The organism is Acidovorax sp. LjRoot118 (assembly GCF_964253575.1).
Classification (GTDB): Bacteria; Pseudomonadota; Gammaproteobacteria; order Burkholderiales; family Burkholderiaceae_C; genus Acidovorax.
In genome coordinates this window covers 4,258,435-4,279,096 of record NZ_CAXURB020000001.1, presented here as the reverse complement: position 1 = coordinate 4,279,096, position 20,662 = coordinate 4,258,435, and the positions used below count along the sequence as shown (strand labels likewise).

General features: G+C 66.0%; 21 protein-coding genes. 7 read left to right on the top strand and 14 right to left on the bottom strand.

What is annotated here, in order from left to right; genetic code table 11:
• Positions 1–6: 6 nt before the first annotated feature.
• The 5 genes from ACSQ9E_RS20295 to cyoA all read right to left on the bottom strand — a co-directional run bounded on the left by ACSQ9E_RS20295 (position 7) and on the right by cyoA (position 5,150).
• The gene (locus ACSQ9E_RS20295) at positions 7–819 is read right to left on the bottom strand and encodes an SURF1 family protein (RefSeq protein ID WP_436218987.1); all 813 of its coding nucleotides are present in this window, start codon (positions 817–819) and stop codon (positions 7–9) included.
• A gap of 127 nt (positions 820–946) precedes the next feature.
• Positions 947–1,399: a cytochrome o ubiquinol oxidase subunit IV gene (gene cyoD / locus ACSQ9E_RS20290; protein WP_436218986.1), complete on the bottom strand. Its 453-nt coding sequence runs from the start codon at positions 1,397–1,399 to the stop codon at positions 947–949.
• The gene (gene cyoC / locus ACSQ9E_RS20285; RefSeq protein WP_436218985.1) at positions 1,400–2,059 is read right to left on the bottom strand and encodes a cytochrome o ubiquinol oxidase subunit III; all 660 of its coding nucleotides are present in this window, start codon (positions 2,057–2,059) and stop codon (positions 1,400–1,402) included.
• Positions 2,052–4,061, bottom strand: coding sequence for a cytochrome o ubiquinol oxidase subunit I (gene cyoB, locus ACSQ9E_RS20280; protein ID WP_428001986.1), 2,010 nt, complete (start codon positions 4,059–4,061; stop codon positions 2,052–2,054). Before cyoB ends, cyoC begins: the two co-directional genes overlap by 8 nt.
• A 24-nt stretch (positions 4,062–4,085) precedes the next feature.
• Positions 4,086–5,150, bottom strand: coding sequence for a ubiquinol oxidase subunit II (cyoA, locus tag ACSQ9E_RS20275; protein ID WP_436218984.1), 1,065 nt, complete (start codon positions 5,148–5,150; stop codon positions 4,086–4,088).
• Positions 5,151–5,417: 267 nt separating this feature from the next.
• On the opposite strand from cyoA, the gene ACSQ9E_RS20270 reads away from it, so the two are divergent.
• Positions 5,418–6,758 (top strand): MFS transporter, encoded by a 1,341-nt coding sequence (locus tag ACSQ9E_RS20270; protein ID WP_057268048.1) that lies wholly within the window; start codon positions 5,418–5,420, stop codon positions 6,756–6,758.
• A gap of 237 nt (positions 6,759–6,995) precedes the next feature.
• On the opposite strand, the gene ACSQ9E_RS20265 is transcribed toward ACSQ9E_RS20270, so the two are convergent.
• Positions 6,996–7,859: a LysR substrate-binding domain-containing protein gene (locus tag ACSQ9E_RS20265; protein ID WP_057206623.1), complete on the bottom strand. Its 864-nt coding sequence runs from the start codon at positions 7,857–7,859 to the stop codon at positions 6,996–6,998.
• Positions 7,860–8,026: 167 nt separating this feature from the next.
• Here ACSQ9E_RS20265 and phnD point away from each other — a divergent pair, with 167 nt between their 5' ends.
• The 6 genes from phnD to phnY are packed head-to-tail and all read left to right on the top strand — an operon-like array spanning position 8,027 to position 14,345.
• Positions 8,027–8,905, top strand: a complete 879-nt coding sequence (gene phnD / locus ACSQ9E_RS20260; protein ID WP_436218983.1) for a phosphonate ABC transporter substrate-binding protein — start codon at positions 8,027–8,029, stop codon at positions 8,903–8,905.
• A complete protein-coding gene (gene phnC / locus ACSQ9E_RS20255) occupies positions 8,902–9,726 on the top strand; it encodes a phosphonate ABC transporter ATP-binding protein (RefSeq protein ID WP_436218982.1) in 825 nt (274 codons plus the stop codon). The genes phnD and phnC overlap by 4 nt, the downstream gene beginning before the upstream one ends.
• Positions 9,723–10,538, top strand: coding sequence for a phosphonate ABC transporter, permease protein PhnE (phnE, locus tag ACSQ9E_RS20250; protein ID WP_436218981.1), 816 nt, complete (start codon positions 9,723–9,725; stop codon positions 10,536–10,538). Before phnC ends, phnE begins: the two co-directional genes overlap by 4 nt.
• Positions 10,538–11,782: a phosphonoacetate hydrolase gene (gene phnA, locus ACSQ9E_RS20245; protein ID WP_057206627.1), complete on the top strand. Its 1,245-nt coding sequence runs from the start codon at positions 10,538–10,540 to the stop codon at positions 11,780–11,782. Before phnE ends, phnA begins: the two co-directional genes overlap by 1 nt.
• Before the next feature lie 11 nt (positions 11,783–11,793).
• Positions 11,794–12,903, top strand: coding sequence for an iron-containing alcohol dehydrogenase PsrA (gene psrA / locus ACSQ9E_RS20240; RefSeq protein ID WP_436218980.1), 1,110 nt, complete (start codon positions 11,794–11,796; stop codon positions 12,901–12,903).
• The gene (phnY, locus tag ACSQ9E_RS20235) at positions 12,900–14,345 is read left to right on the top strand and encodes a phosphonoacetaldehyde dehydrogenase (RefSeq protein ID WP_436218979.1); all 1,446 of its coding nucleotides are present in this window, start codon (positions 12,900–12,902) and stop codon (positions 14,343–14,345) included. The genes psrA and phnY overlap by 4 nt, the downstream gene beginning before the upstream one ends.
• Before the next feature lie 140 nt (positions 14,346–14,485).
• Here phnY and ACSQ9E_RS20230 read toward each other — a convergent pair whose 3' ends face one another.
• The 8 genes from ACSQ9E_RS20230 to ribH form a co-directional block, all read right to left on the bottom strand.
• Positions 14,486–14,689: a type II toxin-antitoxin system VapB family antitoxin gene (locus tag ACSQ9E_RS20230; RefSeq protein WP_428001979.1), complete on the bottom strand. Its 204-nt coding sequence runs from the start codon at positions 14,687–14,689 to the stop codon at positions 14,486–14,488.
• Positions 14,690–14,862: 173 nt separating this feature from the next.
• Complete coding sequence (tolA, locus tag ACSQ9E_RS20225) at positions 14,863–15,855, bottom strand: cell envelope integrity protein TolA (protein ID WP_436218978.1); 993 nt, start codon at positions 15,853–15,855, stop codon at positions 14,863–14,865.
• A 65-nt stretch (positions 15,856–15,920) separates the two neighbouring features.
• Positions 15,921–16,343, bottom strand: a complete 423-nt coding sequence (locus ACSQ9E_RS20220; RefSeq protein ID WP_057206631.1) for a biopolymer transporter ExbD — start codon at positions 16,341–16,343, stop codon at positions 15,921–15,923.
• A 4-nt stretch (positions 16,344–16,347) separates the two neighbouring features.
• The gene (gene tolQ, locus ACSQ9E_RS20215) at positions 16,348–17,052 is read right to left on the bottom strand and encodes a protein TolQ (protein ID WP_057206632.1); all 705 of its coding nucleotides are present in this window, start codon (positions 17,050–17,052) and stop codon (positions 16,348–16,350) included.
• Complete coding sequence (gene ybgC / locus ACSQ9E_RS20210) at positions 17,049–17,477, bottom strand: tol-pal system-associated acyl-CoA thioesterase (RefSeq protein ID WP_179679023.1); 429 nt, start codon at positions 17,475–17,477, stop codon at positions 17,049–17,051. The genes tolQ and ybgC overlap by 4 nt, the downstream gene beginning before the upstream one ends.
• A 783-nt stretch (positions 17,478–18,260) precedes the next feature.
• Positions 18,261–19,445 (bottom strand): pyridoxal phosphate-dependent aminotransferase, encoded by a 1,185-nt coding sequence (locus ACSQ9E_RS20205; RefSeq protein WP_436218977.1) that lies wholly within the window; start codon positions 19,443–19,445, stop codon positions 18,261–18,263.
• Between the two features lie 114 nt (positions 19,446–19,559).
• Positions 19,560–20,186 (bottom strand): transcription antitermination factor NusB, encoded by a 627-nt coding sequence (gene nusB, locus ACSQ9E_RS20200; RefSeq protein ID WP_436177231.1) that lies wholly within the window; start codon positions 20,184–20,186, stop codon positions 19,560–19,562.
• Positions 20,183–20,647 carry a 6,7-dimethyl-8-ribityllumazine synthase gene (ribH, locus tag ACSQ9E_RS20195; protein WP_305746196.1) on the bottom strand — a complete coding sequence of 155 codons (465 nt, stop codon included), beginning with the start codon at positions 20,645–20,647 and terminating at the stop codon, positions 20,183–20,185. Before ribH ends, nusB begins: the two co-directional genes overlap by 4 nt.
• Positions 20,648–20,662: the final 15 nt, after the last annotated feature.

Genomic DNA, 20,662 nt, shown 5'->3' with positions numbered 1-20,662 from the left:
TTGAGTTTAGTACCCTGCTTGGGAGGCCCGGCGCCGCTCGTAGCGCACCACGAACCAGCCCGCGCCCAGCACCATCAGCGCCAGGCCGTACCAGGTGAGGGCGTACACCGCATGGCTGTTGGCAAAGCGGATGGTGGTGAGCCCCGCGCGCGGCCAGGTGGTGCCTGCCGTGGTGGCGGCGGTGCCGGCCACTTCCACCGCCTCGGCGGTCGGGTTTGTCACGCCGCGCGTGGGCAGGCCAGCGTCGATGAAGAAGGGCGCGGCGCGGGGCAACTGCAGCGCCTGGGCGATGGCCGCCACGTCGCGCGAGAACCAGCGCTGCTCGGCGGGATCGTTGCTGCGCAAGAAGCCGCCCTTGGGCTCGGTGATGCGGATGAGGCCCTGCACGGTGGCGGGGGCGGCGCTGTCCGACTTGCTGGCCCACTCTGCGCGCTGGTCTTGCGGGATGAAGCCGCGGTTGACCAGCACCTGGGTGCCGTCGGCCTGCTGCAGCGCGCTGATGACCCAGTAGCCCGAGCCCAGGGCGGTGACGGCCTGGGTGAGCACGGTCTTGCCGGGCAGCCAGTGGCCGGTGAGGGTGACAGGCAGGTATTCATGCCCCGCGGCGTTGATGCCGGGCCAGTCGCTGGCCGGGGGCAAGGCCACGGGGGCAGCGTGCACGCGCTGGTCCACGCGCTCGATGAGGTCGAGCTTCCACACCCGCCGCTGCACCTGCCAGGTGCCCAGGGCCACGAAGCCCAGGAAGAGGGCGATGCCCAGCACCAGCAGCACGGCGCGGCGCCAGCGACGGGAGGCTGGGCGGGCGTTGGTTGCGGACATCGGGAATTCCTTTGTTCAGTCGATTGCACGGCCCCAAAACGGCTGCGGCCGCTGTGGGCGGCCGCTTCGCAAGGGTTGGTGTGCGCCCCGCCCCGCATCGTCGTGGGGCGTCGGGGCGCTGCACCCATCAGGGGGTGTGGTGGCTTGCCGCCGCGCCGGCTTCGCTCTGGGTGGGCGGGGTGGGCGTGGGGTGGCCGGGCATCATGTTGGCGTTCATGTGGAACATGACCCAGAGCGTGCCGCTGATGGCAATGGCCACGAAGACCACGGTGAAGATGGTGGACAGCAGCGTCCAGCCGCCTTCGACCTTGCCGTTCATGTGCAGGAAGCAGACCATGTGCACCAGGATCTGCACCACCGCGAAGCCGCCGAGCACGAGGATGGCGGTGTTGCGGTCGGCGATGACCTTGGCCATGACCAGCCAGAACGGAATGGCGGTGAGGATGATGGACAGCACGAAGCCGACCATGTAGCCCGAGAAGGTGCTGTGCGGGCCCACGTCGCCATGGTGGTCGTCGTGGCCGTGATCGTCATGGCCGTGGCCGTCGTGGGCGTTGGCGGTGTGTTGTGCGGCGCTCATTTACAGCACTCCCATCAGGTACACGAAGGTGAAGACGCCGATCCAGACGACGTCCAAAAAGTGCCAGAACATCGACAGGCACATCAGGCGGCGCTTGTTCTCGTGGATCAGGCCATGCTTCTTGATCTGCACCATCAGCACCACCAGCCAGACGAGGCCAAAGGTGACGTGCAGGCCGTGGGTGCCGACCAGCGTGAAGAAGGCCGACAGAAAGGCGCTGCGCTGCGGGCCCGCGCCCTGGTGGATCAGGTGGTGGAACTCATACAGCTCCAGCCCCAGAAAGCACAGGCCGAACAGGCCGGTGATGGCCAGCCAGGCGAGCGTGCCGCCCACCTTGTTCTGCTGCTTTTGCAGCATGGCAAAGCCGAAGGTGATGGACGACAGCAGCAGGAAGGCGGTGTTGAGCGCCACCAGCGGCAGATCGAACAGCTGCGCGCCGGTGGGGCCGGCGGCGTAGCTGCGGCCCAGCACGCCGTAGGTGGCGAACAGCGCGGCAAAGATGAGGCAGTCGCTCATCAGGTAGAGCCAGAAACCGAGGGCGGTGCCGTTCTCGGGATGCGGCTCGTGCGCCAGGTGGTACTCGCGGCGCGCCAGCGTGGCGGCCGTGGGGCCGCCTTGCGTGATGGCGGCGGCGGCTTGGTTGTAGGTGATATCAGACATGGCTGGCACGCAGTTGTTGGGTACGCAGGTTCTCGGTCTCCGTCACTTGCGCGGCGGGGATGTAGAAGTCACGCTTGTAGTTGAACGTGTGGACGATGGCCACCAGCACCACGCCCGCAAACGACAGGCCGGCCAGCAGCCACATGTGCCAGATGAGGGCGAAGCCCAGCACCAGCGACAGCGCCGAGATGATCACGCCCGCGCCCGTGTTGGCAGGCATGTGGATGGGCGCAAAGCCGGTGAGCGGGCGCGCATAGGCGTGCTTCTTCATGTCCCACCAGGCATCGATCTCATACACCTTGGGGGTGAAGGCGAAGTTGTAGTCCGGCGGGGGCGACGAAGTGGCCCACTCCAGCGTGCGGGCGTCCCATGGGTCGCCGGTGTGGTCGCGCAGCTGTTCGCGCTTGAGGTAGCTCACCACGATCTGGATCAGCAGGCAGGCGATGCCCAGGGCGATCAGGCCGGCGCCGATGGCGGCGATGACGAACCAGATCTGCAGCGATTGGTCTTCGAAGTGGTTGGCACGGCGGGTGACGCCCATCAGGCCCAGGATGTACAGCGGCATGAAGGCCACGTAGAAGCCCACCACCCACAGCCAGAACGAGCACAGGCCCCAGAAGCGGTCGAGCTTGTAGCCAAAGGCCTTGGGGTACCAGTAGTTGATGCCGGCGAACAGGCCGAACAGCACGCCGCCGATGATCACGTTGTGGAAGTGGGCGATCAAAAACAGGCTGTTGTGCAGCACGAAGTCGGCCGGGGGCACGGCCAGCAGCACGCCGGTCATGCCGCCGATGGCGAAGGTGACCATGAAGGCCAGGGTCCACATCATGGGCAGCTCGAAGCGGATGCGGCCCTTGTACATGGTGAACAGCCAGTTGAAGATCTTCGCGCCCGTGGGGATCGAGATGATCATCGTGGTGATGCCGAAGAAGGTGTTCACGCTGGCGCCGGAGCCCATGGTGAAGAAGTGGTGCAGCCACACCAGGTACGACAGGATGGTGATCACCACCGTGGCGTACACCATGGAGGTGTAGCCGAACAGGCGCTTCTTGCAGAACGTGGCCACCACTTCGGAGAAGATGCCGAAGCAGGGCAGGATCAGGATGTAGACCTCAGGGTGGCCCCAGATCCAGATCAGGTTCACGTACAGCATGGCGTTGCCGCCCAGGTCGTTGGTGAAGAAGTTGGTGCCGGCATAGCGGTCCAGCGACATCAGCACCAGCGCTGCGGTGAGCACGGGGAAGGATGCGACGATGAGTGCGTTGGTGCACAGGGCCGTCCACGTGAAGATGGGCATGCGCATGAGGTTCATGCCGGGTGCGCGCATCTTGATGATGGTGACGATCAGGTTGATGCCCGAGAGCGTGGTGCCCACCCCGGCGATCTGCAGCGCCCAGATGTAGTAGTCAAGCCCCACCCCCGGGTTCTGCGCCCCCAGGTTCGACAATGCCAGCCAGCCTGCGGTGGAGAACTCGCCCAGGAACAGCGACACCATCACCAGGATGGCACCGGCGGTCGTCATCCAGAAGCTGAAGTTGTTGAGGAACGGGAAGGACACGTCGCGCGCTCCGATCTGCAGCGGCACGAGGTAGTTCATGAGGCCCGTGACCAGCGGCATGGCCACGAAGAAGATCATGATCACGCCGTGGGCGGTGAAGATCTGGTCGTAGTGGTGCGGCGGCAGGTAGCCCATGTTGTCGCCAAAGGCCATGGCCTGCTGCAGGCGCATCATGAGCGCGTCGGCAAAGCCGCGCAGCAGCATGACCACGCCCAGGATCATGTACATGATGCCGATCTTCTTGTGGTCGATGCTGCAGATCCAGTCGCGCCACAGGGTGCCCCACAGGCGGAACTTGGTGATGCCGGCCAGCACGGCCAGGCCACCGAGCACGACGCCGATGAAGGTGATCAGCACGATGGGCTCGTGCGCCATGGGAATGGAGTCCCAGGTGATTCGGCCCAGGGCCCAATGCGGTGGTGCGGTAACGGGTGAGGTGGACATGTTCGTCAGTCTCTTAGGCGCGGATCATTGGCGGGAAAGGGTGCGGTCGTAGACCGTGGCGTGGCGCGCTTCGAGGGCGGCCACGATCTGGCCGGCGTTGTCGACGGTGCACACGTCCTGGGGCAGGTTCAGGCCCATGGCCTTCATGTAGGCCTCGCCACCGCGCTCGTCGATGGTCATCATGTGGTGCATGCACATCTTGCCTTCTTCGACGCAGCGGTTGAGCACCTTGTCGTACAGGCCGTCTTCCACGCTGGCAAAGCGCTGCACGGGGTCGCGCTCGCTGGGCTTGACGAGGTTCAGGTAGGTGGTCTTGTCCAGCGCCTTGCCTTCGGTCTTGGCCTTGGCCACCCACTGCTCGAAGTCGCCCTGGCTCAGGCCGTGGAACTTGAAGGTCATGCCCGAGAAGCCCGAGCCGCTGTAGTGCGAGGCGATGCCGGGGTAGACGCCCGGCTTGTTGATCACGGCGTTCAGCTCGGTCTGCATGCCGGGCATGGCGTAGATCATGCCGGCGAGGTCTGCCACGTAGAACGAGTTCATCGTGGACGTGGCGGTGAGCTTGAACAGAATGGGGCGGTCCACCGGGGCGGCCAGCTCATTGACGGTGGCAATGCCCTGCTCGGGGTAGAAGAACAGCCATTTCCAGTCCATGGCGACCACCTGCACCACCAGGGGGGTGGCCTGGGCTTCGAGCGGCTTGGTGGCCGAGATGCGGTCCAGCGGGCGGTAGGGGTCGAGCTTGTGGGTGCCGATCCAGGTCAGCGCGCCCAGGGCGATGATGATCAAGAGGGGCACGGTCCAGATCACCAGCTCCAGCGTGGTGGAGTGGTGCCAGTCGGGGTCGTAGTCCGCTTCGGTGTTGGCGGTGTTGGACTGGCGGTACTTCCAGGCGAACCACAGCGTGAGCGCGATCACCGGGACGATGATGATCAGCATCAGCAAGGTGGCCTGCACGACCATGTGGCCTTGCTGCGAGGCGACGTCGCCTGCGGGGTTGAGGACGACGGCCTTGCTGCAGCCGGCGAGGCTGGTGGCTGTGGCCGCCAACGCAAGCCATGCCGGCCCGCGAAGTTGGGGAAGTTTGAACATGTGATGGGCCCAACAAAGGCGTTTAGGGGTAAACGCGAATGACAATTTGCCGCTCAATGTAATAGAGCAGGTAAATTTGTCCATTGGACATTTTGTCCAAGGTCAAGTTTTTGCCCCATTCCGGTGCCACTGACAACATGCCTTGACCCCGTCGTGAGCACACTATGGCATTTGTCCTGCAAGAGCTTCAGGGAAAGCGCACTTGCCCTCAATAGGGCCAGGGTGTAAAACGTAGGTGTATCTGTTACACAACAAGGAATTCCGTTCATGAGCAGTCCCGCCTCTGCTATCTACCCAGCGAATGGCTTTGAAGAAGGCCAAGACTCTCTTTCCCGCGCGGACACCCATGAAGACGTCACCCCCAGCGAAATCGCGGTGGGCGTGATCATCGGGCGCTCGTCCGAGTATTTCGACTTCTTCGTTTTCGGGATCGCCTGCGTGCTGGTGTTCCCGTCGTTCCTGTTCCCCTTCATGTCGCGCCTGGATGGCACGCTCGCCTCCTTTGCGCTGCTGGCCGTGGCCTTTGTGGTGCGGCCCATCGGTACGGCCATCTCCATGGCCATCCAGCGGCGCTGGGGGCGGGGCACCAAGCTGACCATTGCGCTCTTTCTCTTGGGAGTGTGCACGGTGGGCATGGCCTTTTTGCCGGGCTACAAGGACCTGGGCACCACGGCGATCGTGGCGCTGCTGATTCTGCGCATCGGCCAGGGCCTGGCGCTGGGCGGCTCTTGGGACGGCCTGCCGTCGCTGCTGGCGATGTCGGTGCCCAAGCACCGCCGCGGCTGGTACGCCATGATCGGCCAGCTGGGCGCGCCCGTGGGCTTTGTGCTCGCGGCCGGCCTGTTCGCCTATCTGTACGCCAACCTCACGGTGCAGGAGTTTCTGGCCTGGGGCTGGCGCTATCCGTTCTTCGTGGCCTTTGCCGTGAACGTGGTGGCCCTGTTCGCCCGCCTGCGCCTGGTGGTGGGGCAGTCGTACACCGAGCTGCTGCAGGACCGTGAGCTGCAGCCCGTGCCCGTGCACGAGGTGATGCGCGACGAGGGCGGCAACGTGCTGCTGGGTGCCTTTGCGGCGCTGGCCAGCTTTGCGCTGTTCCACCTGGTCACCGTGTTCCCGCTGTCGTGGATCACGCTGTACACCGACCAGCCCGTCACCCAGATCCTGGGCGTGCAGATCGTCGGCGCCTTCCTGGCGGCCGGGGCCATCATGGTTTCGGGCTGGCTTTCTGACCACTTGGGCCGGCGCAAGCTGCTGGGCGGCATGGCGGTGCTGATCGGGGTGTTCAGCTTCATGGCGCCGGTGCTGCTGAACAGCGGCGAAGTGGGCAGCACCATGTTCCTGCTGCTGGGCTTTGTGCTGCTGGGCCTGTCGTACGGCCAGGCCTCGGGCACGGTGACGGCCAATTTCTCGCCCAAGTACCGCTACACAGGCGCCGCCCTGTCGGCCGACCTGGCCTGGATCATCGGCGCCGCCTTTGCGCCGCTGGTGGCCCTGGGCCTGTCGGCCCAGTTCGGCCTGCTGGCCGTGACGGTGTACCTGCTGTCGGGCGTGGCTTGCACTTTGGGCGCCCTGAACCTGAACCGCCGCATGGAGCGGCGCGACCGATAAGAGCGGCTAACAAAACTCTTCTGGCGTCGTTGCTGCGTCTTGTCGTACTACCCGTACTGCCTGCGACGCACCGCCTGGCCAGAACCGGTTCGCTGAGTTTTGTTCTCCGCTCTCAGGTAGTTACATAAGAGAGAGCGAGGGGCGGGCCCACGGGAGGGCGGCCCCGCTGAGAAGCGATGCAAGAACCCGGTGGCTGCCTTGGCGGCCACCGGGTTTTTTGTTTTTCGGAACCTGTTTTTAGGACTCGCGGCCGATGATCTCGAAGAACGCCCGGATCAGGCGCATGTCCCGGCGCTCGGCCAGGCAGACCACGTGGGCATAGGTCTTGATCTGCGCGTCGCTGATGCGCACCGCGTGCAGGCCCGCGCCGGGCACGTATTCCACCTCGGACACCGCCGCCACGCCCAGGCCCTGCAGCACGGCCTCGCGGATGATCTCGCGGCTCGCCACCTCCATCACCACCGTGGGTTGCACGCCTGCTGCCTTGAGGGCCGACTCGATGGCCTTGCGCGTGGTGGAGCCCTGCTCGCGCAGGATCAGCTTTTCGCCCTGCAGCTCGGCCGTGCGGATGCTGCGCCGGCGCGCAAAGCGGTGGTTGGCGTTGCAGAAGATCACGATGGGGTGCTCGCTGTAGGGCACCGAGACGAAGCGCTTGTCCTTGAGCACCTGCGCCAGCACGCCCACGTCGGCCGAGTAGTCGAGCAGGCGGGTCAGCACGTCTTCGGAGTTGCCGGTGCCCACCGAGATGTTGATGTCCGGGTAGCGCTGGTTGAAGGCGGCCAGCATCTTCGTGACATGCGAGGGCCCCACGGCGGCCACGCGCAGGTGGCCCGAGCGCAGCTCGCCGGCATCGCGCAGCACCTGCACGGCCTCGTGCTCCAGCCCGAAGATCTGGCGCGACAGCTGCAACAGGCGCTCGCCGATCTCCGTGGGGCGGATGCGCCGGCCGGTGCGGTGGAACAGCTCCACCTGGTACAGCTCCTCCAGTTGCTTGACCTGGGTGGTCACCGTGGGCTGGCTCACGTGCAGGGCCTGCGCCGCGCGCGTGAAGCTGCCCTCCGTGGCCACGGCATGAAAGGATCGCAACTGTGTCAGGCGCATGACATTTTTCTCCGTGTTATCCCGGGCCAACTATAGATTGAATGAATGCAACGGTGAAAAAAGTTGAATTTGCAAGATAGTGGCACAGCGCCGACAGTAGTGCCATGCGTCTGGCCACCGCGAGGCATGCGCAAAAGAGGTTCACACCCAACCCGTAGGAGACAACGATGAAATTCACGCGCCGATCCCTGCTGGCCAGCACATCCATGCTGCTGGCTCCACCGCTCCTGGGGCTGGGAGCCTCCGCCCAGACGCCCAATGTCTTGAACGTGGGGCTGATTCCCTCGGAGGACTCGCGGGCCATGATCGCCAACAGCCAGGCGATGATGGACATGCTGTCCAAGTCGCTGGGCATGCCGGTCAAGCCCTTCGTGGCGGCCGACTACAACGGCGTGATCGAAGCCCTGCGCTCCAAGCGGCTCGACGTGGCCTACCTCGGCCCCTTCTCGTACGTGATGGGCACCACGGTGGCGCCCATCGAGGCCTTTGCCGTGGCCGAGACCAATAAGGCCGGGCGGGCCTTCTACCACGCGCTCATCGTGGCCCACAAGGACAGCGGGATCAAGACGGTGGCCGACCTCAAGGGCAAGACCTTCGCCTTCGTGGACCCAACCTCCACCTCGGGCCACCTGTTCCCCAAGGCCGGCCTGATGAAGGAGGGCTTCAACACTGACAAGGACTTCGGCCGGGTGATCTTCTCGGGCTCGCACGACTCGAACGCCGTGGCGGTGCAGAACAAGAAGATCGAGGCCGTGGCGATTGCCGACCGCATCCTGGACGCCGCCATCGCCAAGGGCCTGGCCAAGCGCGAGGATCTGGTGGTGGTGTGGAAGTCGGACCCGATCCCCGAATCACCCACGGTGTGGCGCAAGGACCTGGACCCCGCGCTCAAGAAGCGCGTGCAGGCCGCCTTCCTGGATGTGAAGGACATTCCGTGGTCGGACCAGGGCATGCTCAACGGCTTTCATCCCACGAACGACAAGGCCTACGACATCATCCGCGAAACGGCCAAAGTCCTGAACCTCGACCTGAGGGCCATGAAATGATCAAGATCCGTGGCCTGAACAAGCGCTATGGCGACTTCGATGCGCTCAAGGGCATCGACCTCGACGTGGCCCCCGGCGAGTTCCTGGTCGTGCTGGGCCCCTCGGGGGCCGGCAAGTCGACGCTGCTGCGCTGCATCAACCGCCTGGCCGAGCCCACGAGTGGCGAGGTCCACATCGACGGGCAACTGGCCCAGCCCGGCGGCGCGAGCCTGCGCGCGCTGCGCCGCCAGGTGGCCATGATCTTCCAGCACTACAACGTGGTGCCGCGCCTGTCGGTGCAGAAGAACGTGCTGACGGGCCGCATGGGTGCCATGCCTGCCGTGCTGTCGTGGCTGCAGTGGTTTCCGCGCAAGGACGTGGCGATTGCGCTGGAATGCCTGCGCCGCGTGGAGCTGCAGGACAAGGCCGAGCTGCGCACCGACACGCTCTCGGGCGGGCAAAAGCAGCGCGTGGGCATTGCCCGTGCGCTGGCGCAGCAGCCCAAGGTGATCCTGGCCGACGAGCCCGTGGCCAGCCTGGACCCCAAGACCTCGCGCACGGTGCTCAACTACCTCAAGCAGGCCAGCCGCGAGCTGGGCATCACCGTGGTGTGCAACCTGCACCAGATCGACTATGCACGAGAGTTCGGCGAACGCATCGTGGGCGTGTCGGGCGGGCGCATTGTCTATGACGGCGGGCCCGAGGGCCTGACGGACGAGGTGCTGCGAAAAATCTACCCCGGCCTGGACGAGGGCGATGCGCGCAGCCGCAGCGCCCCTTGCGTGGCGGCCACAGCCGCACCCGCGCTGCGCCAGCTGGAACTTGAGGAGGCAGGAGCATGAACATCGGTTCTTACACCTTTTTGGTAGCCCGGCCCAGCGGTGGCCTGGGCTGGTGGCCGCGCATCGGCATCGGCGCGCTGTTCGTCGGTGTGCTGTGGTGGGCGGCGCGCGGCGCACAGGTTAGCTTTGGCGAGCTGGGCAAGGGCCTGCCGTGGATCGGCGACTTCATGGGGCGCATGCTGCCACCCAACTGGGCGTTTCTGGACAAGCTGATCGTCCCGGCGATCGAAACCGTGCAGATCGCCGTGTGGGGCACCCTGCTGGCCGTGATCCTGGCGGTGCCGGTGTGCTTCTTTGCGGCGCGCAACCTCACGCCGAACGTGGTGGTCTACCAGCTCACGCGGCAGCTGTTCAACTTCACCCGCGGGGTCAACGAGATCATCCTGGCGCTGATCTTCGTGGCGGCCGTGGGGCTGGGACCGTTTCCGGGCGTGCTGGCCCTGGCGGTGCATGGTGCGGGCATGCTGGGCAAGTTCTTCGCCGAGTCCATCGAGGAGATCGACCAGGGGCCCATCGAGGCGCTGCGCTCCACCGGGGCCGGTGCCATACAGACCATCGTCTTTGCCGTGCTGCCCCAGGTGGTGACCGCATGGATCGCCGTGGTCCTCTACCGCTTCGAGACCAACCTGCGCCAGGCCACCGTGCTCGGCATGGTGGGCGCGGGCGGCATCGGCTTCGAACTGGTGGGCAGCATGAAGCTGTTCCAGTACCAGGACACCGCCACCTGCATCGCCGTGATCATCGCCATGGTGATGGTGGCCGACTATGTATCGACCCGGCTGCGTGCCTGGATTCAAAAAGGAGCCCGATGATGAATGCCGCTGTGATCGACTTCGTGCAGGCCAATGGCCGGCAGTACGCCCGGCCCGCCGCACCGGTGGTGGTGGTCTGCGTGGATGGCTGCGAGCCCGACTACCTGACCCAGGCCATCCAGGCCGGCGTCGCGCCCTACCTGGCGCGCATGCAGGCCCAGGGCGGCTCGCTGATCGGGGACTGCGTGGTGCCCAGCTTCACCAACCCGAACAACGTGTCCATCGTGACCGGCGTGCCGCCCTCGGTGCATGGCATCTGCGGCAACTACTTCTACGACGTGGCCGCCGACCGCGAGGTCATGATGAACGACCCCGAGTACCTGCGCGCCCCGACGCTGCTGGCCGCCTTTGCCGATGCCGGCGCGCTGGTGGCGGCGGTGACGGCCAAGGACAAGCTGCGCACCCTGCTCGGCCACGGCCTCAAGGGCATCTGCTTTTCGGCCGAGAAGGCCGACAAGGCCACGCTGGCCGAATGCGGCATCGAGAATGTGCTGGAGCTGGTGGGCAGGCCCGTGCCCTCGGTGTACAGCGCCGACCTCAGCGAGTTCGTCTTTGCGGCCGGCGTGCGCCTGATGGAGACCCGCCGGCCGGACCTGATGTACCTGTCGACCACCGACTACGTGCAGCACAAGTGCGCGCCCGGCACGCCGGAGGCCAATGCCTTCTACGCGATGATGGACGGCTACCTGCAGCAGCTCGATGCGCTCGGCGCGGTCATCGGCCTCACCGCCGACCATGGCATGAGCCCCAAGACCGATGCCGCCGGCAAGCCGCGCGTGGTCTACCTGCAGCAGGAGCTGGATGCACAGCTCGGTGCGGGCAGCACGCGGGTGATCCTGCCCATCACCGACCCCTACGTGGTACACCACGGCGCCTTGGGCTCGTTCGCGACCATCTACGTGAATGCCGGCGCCACGCTGGAGGGCGTGCGCAGTGCGCTGCTGGCCCTGCCGGGCGTGGAGGTGGTGCTGACACGCGAGGAAGCGGCGGCCCGCTTCGAGCTGGCGGGTGACCGCATTGGCGACCTGGTGGTGGTGTCGGACCACCTCACGGTGCTGGGCACCAGCGCGGCGCGGCACGACCTGAGCGGGCTGACCGTGCCCCTGCGCTCGCACGGCGGCATCTCCGAGCAGAAGGTGCCGCTCTTGTTCAACCGGCCATTGAGGGGTGTTGCCCCCGGCCGGCGGCTGCGCAATTTCGACGTGTTCGACCTCGCGCTGAACCACGCCTTTTCTTCCGTCTAGAGGTTCTTTCCATGCCACATGAATACTTCAACCCCGTGCGCAGCGTCTACGGGGCCGGGGCACTGTCGTCCCTGCCCGGGCTGCTGGCCGGCCGGCGCGCGCTGCTGGTCACCTTCCCCGAGGCCCGCCAGCTCGGCCTGGTGGCACGCATCGAGGCCTTGCTGGGCGACCAACTGGTGGGCGTGATCGACGATGTGCGGCCCAACCCCGACGTGGCCGAGCTCGCGGCGCTGTACGACGCCTTCTGGTCCGGCGGCAGTGCTGCGGCCGAGGTGATCATCGCCGTGGGCGGGGGCAGTGCCATCGATACCGCCAAGGCCTTGATGGTGGCCACGCCCAGCGGGCGCTTTGCCGAACTGGTGGCGCTGCTGGCGTCCGGGGCCAGCTTTACCCCGGCCCAGACCAAGACGCTGATCGCTGTGCCGACGACGGCCGGCACCGGCAGTGAGGTGACGCCCTGGGCCACCATATGGGACCGCGGGGCGCAGAAGAAATACTCGCTGCACCTGCCCGAGACCTGGCCCAGCATCGCGCTGATCGACCCCGAGCTCATGCTGTCGCTGCCCGCCTCGGTCACGCTGCAAAGCGGGCTGGATGCGCTGTCGCACGCGCTGGAGTCGATCTGGAACGTGAATGCCAACCCGGTGTCCGACACCTTTGCGGTGGCGGCGGTGCACGAGATCCTGGACGCGCTGCCGCAGCTGATGGAGCGCCTGGATGATGCGGCGCTGCGCGGGCGCATGGCGCTGGCGGCGCTGAAGGCCGGCATGGCGTTCTCGAACACGCGCACGGCGTTGGCGCATTCCATCTCCTACGAGATGACGCTGCGCTATGGGTTGCCGCACGGCATTGCTTGCAGCTTTCCGCTGCCCATGGTGCTGGAGCGCGCCATAGGCCAGAGCCCCGAGCGCGATGCGGTGCTGGAGCGCGCGCTGGGCCGCCTGGATGCTGCGCCCGGCCGGCTGGTGCGCTTCATCGAGACATTGGGCGTGAGGACGCGCTTTGCCGACTATGGCGTGAGCGACGACCAGGCGCAGCAGATGGTGGCGCACGCGCTGACCGGCGCACGCGGCAAGAACTTCATCGGAACGACCACGGTACCCTTCAAGGAGGCAGCATGAGTTGCATCATGGAAAGCGCGGATTTTCGCGCAGAGGCATTGCGCATCGGTGGCGTCAAGGTGCGCACGGAGCGCAGCATCGACGTCGTCAACCCCTACAGCGGCGAGCGTGTGGGCACGGTGGCCATGGCCAGCGTGGAGGACGTGCGCCGGGCGATGGACATCGCCCACGCCTATGTGCCCACGCTGTCGCGCTACGAGCGCTCGGCCATCCTGAACCGTGCGGCGGCGCTGCTGCGCGAGCGCACCGACGAGGCATCGAGCATCATCACCGCCGAGTCGGGCCTGTGCAAGAAGGACAGCACCTACGAGATCGGGCGTGTGGCCGACGTGCTGAACTTCGGCGCCAACGAAGCCTTGCGCGACGATGGGCAGGTGTTCTCGTGCGACCTCACGCCGCACGGCAAGAAGCGCAAGGTGATCACCACGCGCGAGCCGCTGCTGGGCGTGATCACCGCCATCACGCCCTTCAACCACCCCATGAACCAGGTGGCGCACAAGGTGGTGCCCGCCGTGGCCACGAACAACCGCATGGTGCTCAAGCCCTCGGAGAAGGTGCCCCTGTCGGCCTACTATTTTGCGGACCTGCTGTACGAGGCCGGCCTGCCGGTGGAGATGCTGCAGGTGGTGACCGGCGACCCGCGCGAGATTGCCGACGAGCTGCTGACCCACCGCCATGTCGACCTGGTCACCTTCACCGGCGGGGTGGCCATCGGCAAGTACATTGCGTCGAAGGCCGGCTACCGGCGCATGGTGCTGGAGCTCGGTGGCAACGATCCGCTGATCGTGATGGACGATGCCGACCTGGACAAGGCCAGCGATCTGGCGGTGCAGGGCTCGTACAAGAACTCGGGCCAGCGCTGCACGGCGGTCAAGCGCATGCTGGTGCACGAGAAGGTGGCGGCCGAGTTCACCGAGCGCGTGGTGGCCAAGACCTGGGCATGGCGCTACGGCGACCCCATGGACAAGGCCAACGAGATGGGTACGGTGATAGACGAAGCCGCAGCCCGCCACTTCGAGAAGGTGGTGAACGAGGCCATCGCCCAGGGCGCACGCCTGCTGGTGGGCAATGTGCGCGAGGGCGCGCTGTACTCGCCCACGGTGCTGGACCGGGTGCGCCCGGAGATGACCGTGGTGCGCGAGGAGACCTTCGGCCCCGTGTCGCCCATCATCACCTTCAAGGACATCGACGAGGCGATCCGCATCTCCAACGGCACGGCGTTCGGCCTGTCGTCGGGCATCTGCACCAACCGCATGGACGATATAACCCGCTTTGCCAAGGAGCTGCAGGTGGGCACCGTGAACCTCTGGGAGGTGCCCGGCTACCGCATCGAGCTGACCCCGTTCGGCGGCATCAAGGATTCGGGCCTGGGCTACAAGGAAGGGGTGCAGGAGGCGATCAAGTCGTTCACCAACTGCAAGGCGTTTACCTTGCCGTGGTGAGGGGGTGCCGGGCCGGTGTCGGAAGGTTCGGTGGCTGCCTGTGGGAGCTACCGGTCGCTATATGGCAGGAGCTGGCAGCTAGGCGCACCGCACTGATGGACGTGATCGACCTCGGACCGATGCACCGATCCGCACCTGCGTCACTGGGCAGCGCTTTCCGTGCGCCGGGCAATCTCGGTAGTGCCGGGCAAGGTGCCGCCCATGGACGCGAGCCGCTTGGCGGCTTGCACGCGCACAAAGGTCTTCATCGCCTCCCGGATGAGTTCGGCCTTGTCCATCCCGGGTTCTGCAACCTGCAGCGCTTCCTCGTACAGGGCGTCATCGATCGTCACGGTCATTCGCATGCTGGTTCCTTTGAACCGCCATTTTGATGTGATTTTGCGTAAAAATTGCATCAGCACAGAACGCAAACCTGTGAGGCCGCATACCAATGGAACTCCTTGGGCGTCGACCAGTACCTTGACTTCGACCCTGCTCACCAGTGCGCTGGAACGCGGCCGGGATAGGTCGGGGCCTGTCAATCCTGCGGTCTGAACCCGATGGTCAGCGAGGGCGGCACGCGCCCGTCCACGTCGCGCGGCAGGGTTTCGGTCTTGTCCAGGGCGCGCAGCACGGCATCGTCCCAGGCCTTGTTGCCGCTGGACTGCACCAGGCGCTTGCCGACGATGGTGCCGTCGGGCGCCAGGCGCACTTCGACCTCGGCGCGCGGGTTGCCCGAGATCGCGTCGGGGTAGACGATGTTGGGCTTGACCTTGGCGGCCACGCGGCCGCCGTAGCCGCCCGAGGGGCCTGCGTCGCGTTGCGCGGTGCCCGTGGATTTTTCGTTGCCCTCGGAGCCCGCCAGCCCCTGCATGCGGCGCAGGTTGGCTTCGCGCTGGGCGGCGAGCTGCTTGGCTTCGGCCTCGGCGCGCTGTTTCTTCGCTGCGGCCTCCTTGGCTTCCTTCGCGTCCTTGGCGTCTTCGGCCTTGCGCTTTTCTTCGGCGAGCAGCTTCTTTTGCCTTTCCTGCTCGGCGGCCTTTTTCTGCTCGGCGAGCTTTTCCTTCTTTTCTTTTTCGAGGCGCTCTTCGCGCTCGTCTTCCTTGCGCTCACGCTCGCGCTTTTCGCGTTCGAGCTTCTCGGCGCGGGCTTTTTTCTCCTGCTCCAGGCGCTTTTTCTCGCGCTCGATGGCGATGTCGGCCTCGCGCGTATCGGGCTCCACGGCGCGCGGTGGCGGTGGGGGAGGAGGAGGGGGCACTGGCGCGGGCCGGGGCGGCTCGGGCGGCGGTGGCACGGGGGGCGTTGGCGGGGTCGGGGGTGTCGGCGGCGTGACCTCAGGGGGCGCCGCCTGTTGGGGCACGGCGGCCCACAGTTCGGCCTGCACGGCGGGCTGGTCGGAGCTGGCCTTCCAGTTGACGCCCCAGGTGAGTGCGCCGATCAGCGCCAGGTGCACCAGCACCGCCAGCGAGATGGCTCGCAGGCGGGCAGGGGGTGCGGGGGGCGCAAATTGGTCGCGGTCGTCTTGGGCGTGCATGGAGGGAGTAGAGCGTGTACGTCGTCTTCGGTTCAGTCAATCAAGGAAGGCGGGGCACTTCGGCTTCAGCCGCCCTGTTTGACGGAGAGACCTACGCGCTGCACACCGGCTTTCTGCAGTTCGGACATGGCCTTGACCACGTTGTCGTATACAACGCCCTTGTCGGCCGTAATGATGACAGCCGTCTCTTTTGTCTGGTCTTTCTGCCAGCGCAGCGCGGCTTCGCCGATCTCGCGCTGGCTCATGCTGCGGGTGGCCTCGGGGGTCTTGAGCTGCAGCGAGCCGTCCTTGTTGACGATGACCTGCGCCACCACCTTGGGCAGGTTCTTGCCCTTGCCCACGCTGGGCACGTCGACCATGCCGGGGGTGAGCATGGGGGCCGTCACCATGAAGATGATGAGCAGCACCAGCATCACGTCGATGAACGGGACCATGTTGATCTCGTTGATGGTGCGGCGGCCTCGGCCGCGGGATGCCATGGCGGGCATGGTGTCAGTGCCCCGATGCCGAGACGGGTTGCTGCGCGCCCAGGTTGCGCTGCAGGATGTTGGAGAACTCTTCGATGAAGGTCTCCTGGTGCGTGGCCACGCGGTCGATGTCGCGGGCGAAGCGGTTGTAGGCGATGACGGCCGGGATGGCGGCGAACAGGCCGATGGCAGTGGCCACCAGCGCCTCGGCAATGCCGGGGGCCACGGTGGCCAGGGTCACCTGCTCCATGCCGGCGAAGCCGGTGAAGGCGTGCATGATGCCCCACACCGTGCCGAACAGGCCCACATAGGGCGACACCGAGCCCACGGTGGCCAGGAAGGACAGGCTGGACTCGACCACGTCCATTTCGCGCTGGAAGCTGGCGCGCATGGCGCGGCGCGCGCCGTCCATCAGGGTGCCGGCATCGGTGATGCGGCGCTCGCGCAGTTTCTGGTACTCGCGCATGCCGCTGGCGAAGATGCGTTCCATGGGGCCGGCGTTCTTGGCGTTCTGGGCGGCGCTGGCGAACAGGTCGTTCAGGCTGGTGCCGGACCAGAAGTCGCGCTCGAAATCGTCGTTGAGCGACTTGATGCGCTTGAGCGCGAACAGCTTGCGAAAGATGGCGGCCCAGCTGGCGACGGAGACGACCAGCAGCAGCAGCATGACGAGTTGCACCACCCAGCTGGCCTGCAGCACCAGGCTGAGGATGGACATGTTTTGGGAATTCATGGTGTTGTTGAGAGTTGTTCCAGAAGGGTGCTCGGTATTCTCGCGGGCCGCAGGGTGGCGGCGTCCACCCAGCCGATGCGGATGGTGCCTTCGCTGAGCAGTGCGGGCGGGTTTTCGGTCATGTCTTGCTCCGGTTTCAGGAGCGCTTGCTGCAGTATTGTCAACGATGCGCGGCCGGCCTCTTGCAGCTGGGCGGTAACAATGAGTTCATCGTCGAGCCTTGCAGGTCGCAGGTAACGTACCTGGCTGTGGGTTACGACAAACATGCCGCCGGTTTGTTCCCTGAGCGCTTGTTGGCCGATGCCGAGGGAGCGGAGCCATTCGGTGCGGGCGCGTTCGAAGAACTTGAGGTAGTTGGCGTAGAAGACTATGCCTCCTGCATCGGTGTCCTCCCAATAAATTCGGATTGGGAATTCAAAGGCCATTTGCTTGCCTCTTGTGTTGTGGTTGCTGTGTGCTTTGGTTGAGGGCGGAGGCCGGGGTGTGCGCCCGGCGGCGCAGTAACTTTCTCTTGCGTCGCCAAGAGAAAGTCACCAAAGAGAAGGCGACCCCCAGTCTGCGTCCCCCTTTCGCCCTGTCGGGCGAACGGGGGCAACCTGCGATGCTCGGTCCTGGGGTGGTGCCGATGAACTCGCTGCGTTCCCCCTGCGGGTGAACTCCGCTCAAACAGCATCGGCAAGCTAGAGCACGAAGTGCGTGTGTCCTGCGGCACACGCACCCACCCCAGCCCCTGCGCTTCTCGGCGCAGCCAGCAGGGGTGGGGAGCGGGGACAAAGACGGCTGCTGCTGCGCAGCTGCGCCGGGTGTCGGGTACGCGCTACGCGCTGCCGACGCCGAAGCGCAGCGATGGCGGAATGGGGCCGAGCGAAGCAATGGCCCGAGTGGAGCCCGCTCCCACCCCCTTCTGACCGTGCCGAGAAGCGCAGGGCCTGGGGTGAGCGCGTGCCGAAGGACACGCGCATCGTTGTCTGGCTTGCCGCAGCTGTTTGAGCGGAGTTCGAAGAACGCAGCGAGTTCTGCGGCACACCCCAGGCCCGAGCATCGCAGGCTGCCCCAGTCGCCCGCCAGGGCGAATGGGGACACGGGCAGCGGGGTCGCCTTTCTTTTGGGTACTTTTCTTTGGCGAAGCAAAGAACAAGTACCTCGGCCGCCGGGCCGAGACCCGGCCTCCGCCTTCAGCAAATAAGCAGAAGCAACCACCGTTAAAGTCACCCGAGCAGACTACGCAACCGAGCAACAGACTCCTCCAACTGCGCCATCGAATTCGCAGTAGAGAACCGCACAAACCTCTCAGTCTCCGCAGTCCCGAAGTCCCGCCCAGGCGTCACCGCCACGTGCGCCCGCTTCATCACCTCAAACGCAAAATCCCAACTCCCATTCACACCCAGCCGCAAAGCAGCCTCGGAGCAATCCGCCCAGGCATAGAACGCGCCATCGGGCATGACAGGAACCGACAGCCCCATGGACTGCAAGGCGGGAATGAAGAAATCGCGCCGCGCCTTGAACTCCGCCCGCCGCCGCTCGTACTCTGCAATGCTCTCGGCCTCGAAGCAGGCCAGCGCCGCATGCTGCGACACCGTGCTCGCGCAGATGAACAGATTCTGCGCCAGGCGCTCGACCACGGGCACCATGGCCTCGGGCACCACCATCCAGCCCAGGCGCCAGCCGGTCATGTTGAAGTACTTGCTGAAGCTGTTGATGCTGACGATCTGGTCGTCGATGGCCAGCGCCGTGTGGCCGAATTCTTCTTCGTACGACAGGCCCAGATAGATCTCGTCGATCAGCGTGATGCCGTCGTGCCCGCGCACCACGTCGTGGATGCGGCGCAGCTCATCGGGCGCGATGGACGTGCCCGTGGGGTTCGATGGCGAGGCCAGCAGCACGCCGCGGGTCTTGTCGGTCCAGGCGGCGCGCACCTTCTCGGCGCTGAGCTGGTAGCGCTCGGCCGCGGTGGTGGGCACGAGCACGGCCTTGCCGTCTGCGGCGCTCACGAAGTGGCGGTTGCAGGGGTAGCTCGGGTCGGGCATGAGGATCTCGTCGCCCGACTCGATGAGTGCCAGGCAGGCCAGTTGCAGCGCGGCCGATGCGCCGGCCGTGACCACGATGCGCCGGGCCGGCACGTTCACGCCGAAGCGCTGCGCATACCAGGCGCTGATGCGCTCGCGCAAGGGCTCCAGGCCCAGTGCATTGGTGTACTGGGTGGCGCCGTCGCGCACGGCGCGGGCGGCGGCCTCCTGCACCAGGGGCGGGGCGGTGAAGTCGGGCTCGCCGATGTTCAAAAAGATCATCGGCTCGCGCGTGCCGGCCACTTCGCGTGCCATGGCCTGCGCGGCCTTGGCCACTTCCATCACGTAAAACGGTTCGATGCGCTCGGCGCGGGAGGAGAACTTCATGGGCATGGGTCCTGGTCCTGCCGGCGGGGCAGGGGGTGGCTGGCGCGGGGGAGAAGGGGGGGAGGGGCCGCGGGCTGCGCACCATGGCGGCGGCCCGGAGCAGGCAGGGGGCTGTCAGCCCTCTGCGCTGTCGTCGGCTGCTGCGGCGGCTTCAGGTGCCGATGCTGCGGCAGGCGCCGTGGTGGCGCCCGAGGCCTTGTCGGCCGCGACTTCTGCCGCGCGCAGGCGCGGGGCCAGGCCGTTGAGCACGGCGTTCACGTACTTGTGGCCGTCAGTGCCGCCAAACTCCTTGGCCAGCTCGATGCACTCGTTGAGCACCACGCGCCATGGCACATCCAGGCAGTGCTGGAACTCGTACACGCCGATCCACATCACGGCATGCTCGATGGGCGAGATCTCGGCCATCTTGCGGTCCAGCAACGGGGTGATCAGTTCGTCCATCTCGGCGGCCAGCTTGATGGAGCCGTGCAGCAGCGCGTCGTAGTGCACCGAGTCGGCCTTGTGAAAGCCTGCCAGGTCGCGCGTGAAGGCGTCGATGGCCTCGGGCGCATTGCCGCCCACCAGGTGCTGGTACAGCGCCTGCAGCGCGAACTCGCGTGCACGGCTGCGGTTGGACTTGGAGGCGGCCTTGCGCACGCCGGTGCTCTTGAGGCCGGTGCGCGCCTGCTTGGGCGGGCGGGTCGAGGGGTGGCTGTTGCCGGCGGTGGTGGCGTCGTCGCTGTTGTGGTTGTTATCGCTCATGACAGGTCTTCCAGCAGGTTGGCCATCTCCACGGCGACGCGGGCGGCGTCCGTGCCTTTCTCGGTCTGGCGCGCAATCGCCTGCTCGAGGTTTTCGGTGGTGATGATGGCGTTGGCAATCGGGATCTGGTAGTCGAGCGACAGGCGCGTGACGCCCGCGCCCGATTCATTGGCCACCAGTTCGAAGTGGTAGGTCTCGCCGCGGATGATGCAGCCCAGGGCGATCAGCGCGTCGTACTCGTCGGCTTCGCACAGGGCCTGCAGGGCCACGGGCACTTCGAGGGCGCCGGGCACCAGCACGTGGGTGATGTGCTTTTCCTGCACGCCCAGGGCCAGCAGTTCAGCACGGCATGCCGCTGCCAGGGCATTGGTGATGCCCTCGTTGAAGCGGGCCTGCACGATGCCGATGTGCAGCTTCTTGCCGTCCAGCTTGTCCGCTGTTCCTTTTTCTGCGCCAAACATAGTGGTGATCCTGTT

What these genes read in the sequence shown, in the direction of transcription:
- cyoC (WP_436218985.1), bottom strand. Translation starts at nt 2,059, where the DNA reads ATGTCTGATATCACCTACAACCAAGCCGCCGCCGCCATCACGCAAGGC.
- tolQ (WP_057206632.1), bottom strand. Translation starts at nt 17,052, where the DNA reads ATGAATTCCCAAAACATGTCCATCCTCAGCCTGGTGCTGCAGGCCAGC.
- ACSQ9E_RS20295 (WP_436218987.1), bottom strand. Translation starts at nt 819, where the DNA reads ATGTCCGCAACCAACGCCCGCCCAGCCTCCCGTCGCTGGCGCCGCGCC.
- ribH (WP_305746196.1), bottom strand. Translation starts at nt 20,647, where the DNA reads ATGTTTGGCGCAGAAAAAGGAACAGCGGACAAGCTGGACGGCAAGAAG.
- nusB (WP_436177231.1), bottom strand. Translation starts at nt 20,186, where the DNA reads ATGAGCGATAACAACCACAACAGCGACGACGCCACCACCGCCGGCAAC.
- tolA (WP_436218978.1), bottom strand. Translation starts at nt 15,855, where the DNA reads ATGCACGCCCAAGACGACCGCGACCAATTTGCGCCCCCCGCACCCCCT.
- ACSQ9E_RS20220 (WP_057206631.1), bottom strand. Translation starts at nt 16,343, where the DNA reads ATGCCCGCCATGGCATCCCGCGGCCGAGGCCGCCGCACCATCAACGAG.
- phnY (WP_436218979.1), top strand. Translation starts at nt 12,900, where the DNA reads ATGAGTTGCATCATGGAAAGCGCGGATTTTCGCGCAGAGGCATTGCGC.
- psrA (WP_436218980.1), top strand. Translation starts at nt 11,794, where the DNA reads ATGCCACATGAATACTTCAACCCCGTGCGCAGCGTCTACGGGGCCGGG.
- cyoB (WP_428001986.1), bottom strand. Translation starts at nt 4,061, where the DNA reads ATGTCCACCTCACCCGTTACCGCACCACCGCATTGGGCCCTGGGCCGA.
- cyoD (WP_436218986.1), bottom strand. Translation starts at nt 1,399, where the DNA reads ATGAGCGCCGCACAACACACCGCCAACGCCCACGACGGCCACGGCCAT.
- ACSQ9E_RS20265 (WP_057206623.1), bottom strand. Translation starts at nt 7,859, where the DNA reads ATGCGCCTGACACAGTTGCGATCCTTTCATGCCGTGGCCACGGAGGGC.
- phnC (WP_436218982.1), top strand. Translation starts at nt 8,902, where the DNA reads ATGATCAAGATCCGTGGCCTGAACAAGCGCTATGGCGACTTCGATGCG.
- ACSQ9E_RS20270 (WP_057268048.1), top strand. Translation starts at nt 5,418, where the DNA reads ATGAGCAGTCCCGCCTCTGCTATCTACCCAGCGAATGGCTTTGAAGAA.
- ybgC (WP_179679023.1), bottom strand. Translation starts at nt 17,477, where the DNA reads ATGGCCTTTGAATTCCCAATCCGAATTTATTGGGAGGACACCGATGCA.
- cyoA (WP_436218984.1), bottom strand. Translation starts at nt 5,150, where the DNA reads ATGTTCAAACTTCCCCAACTTCGCGGGCCGGCATGGCTTGCGTTGGCG.
- phnD (WP_436218983.1), top strand. Translation starts at nt 8,027, where the DNA reads ATGAAATTCACGCGCCGATCCCTGCTGGCCAGCACATCCATGCTGCTG.
- phnA (WP_057206627.1), top strand. Translation starts at nt 10,538, where the DNA reads ATGAATGCCGCTGTGATCGACTTCGTGCAGGCCAATGGCCGGCAGTAC.
- ACSQ9E_RS20230 (WP_428001979.1), bottom strand. Translation starts at nt 14,689, where the DNA reads ATGCGAATGACCGTGACGATCGATGACGCCCTGTACGAGGAAGCGCTG.
- phnE (WP_436218981.1), top strand. Translation starts at nt 9,723, where the DNA reads ATGAACATCGGTTCTTACACCTTTTTGGTAGCCCGGCCCAGCGGTGGC.
- ACSQ9E_RS20205 (WP_436218977.1), bottom strand. Translation starts at nt 19,445, where the DNA reads ATGAAGTTCTCCTCCCGCGCCGAGCGCATCGAACCGTTTTACGTGATG.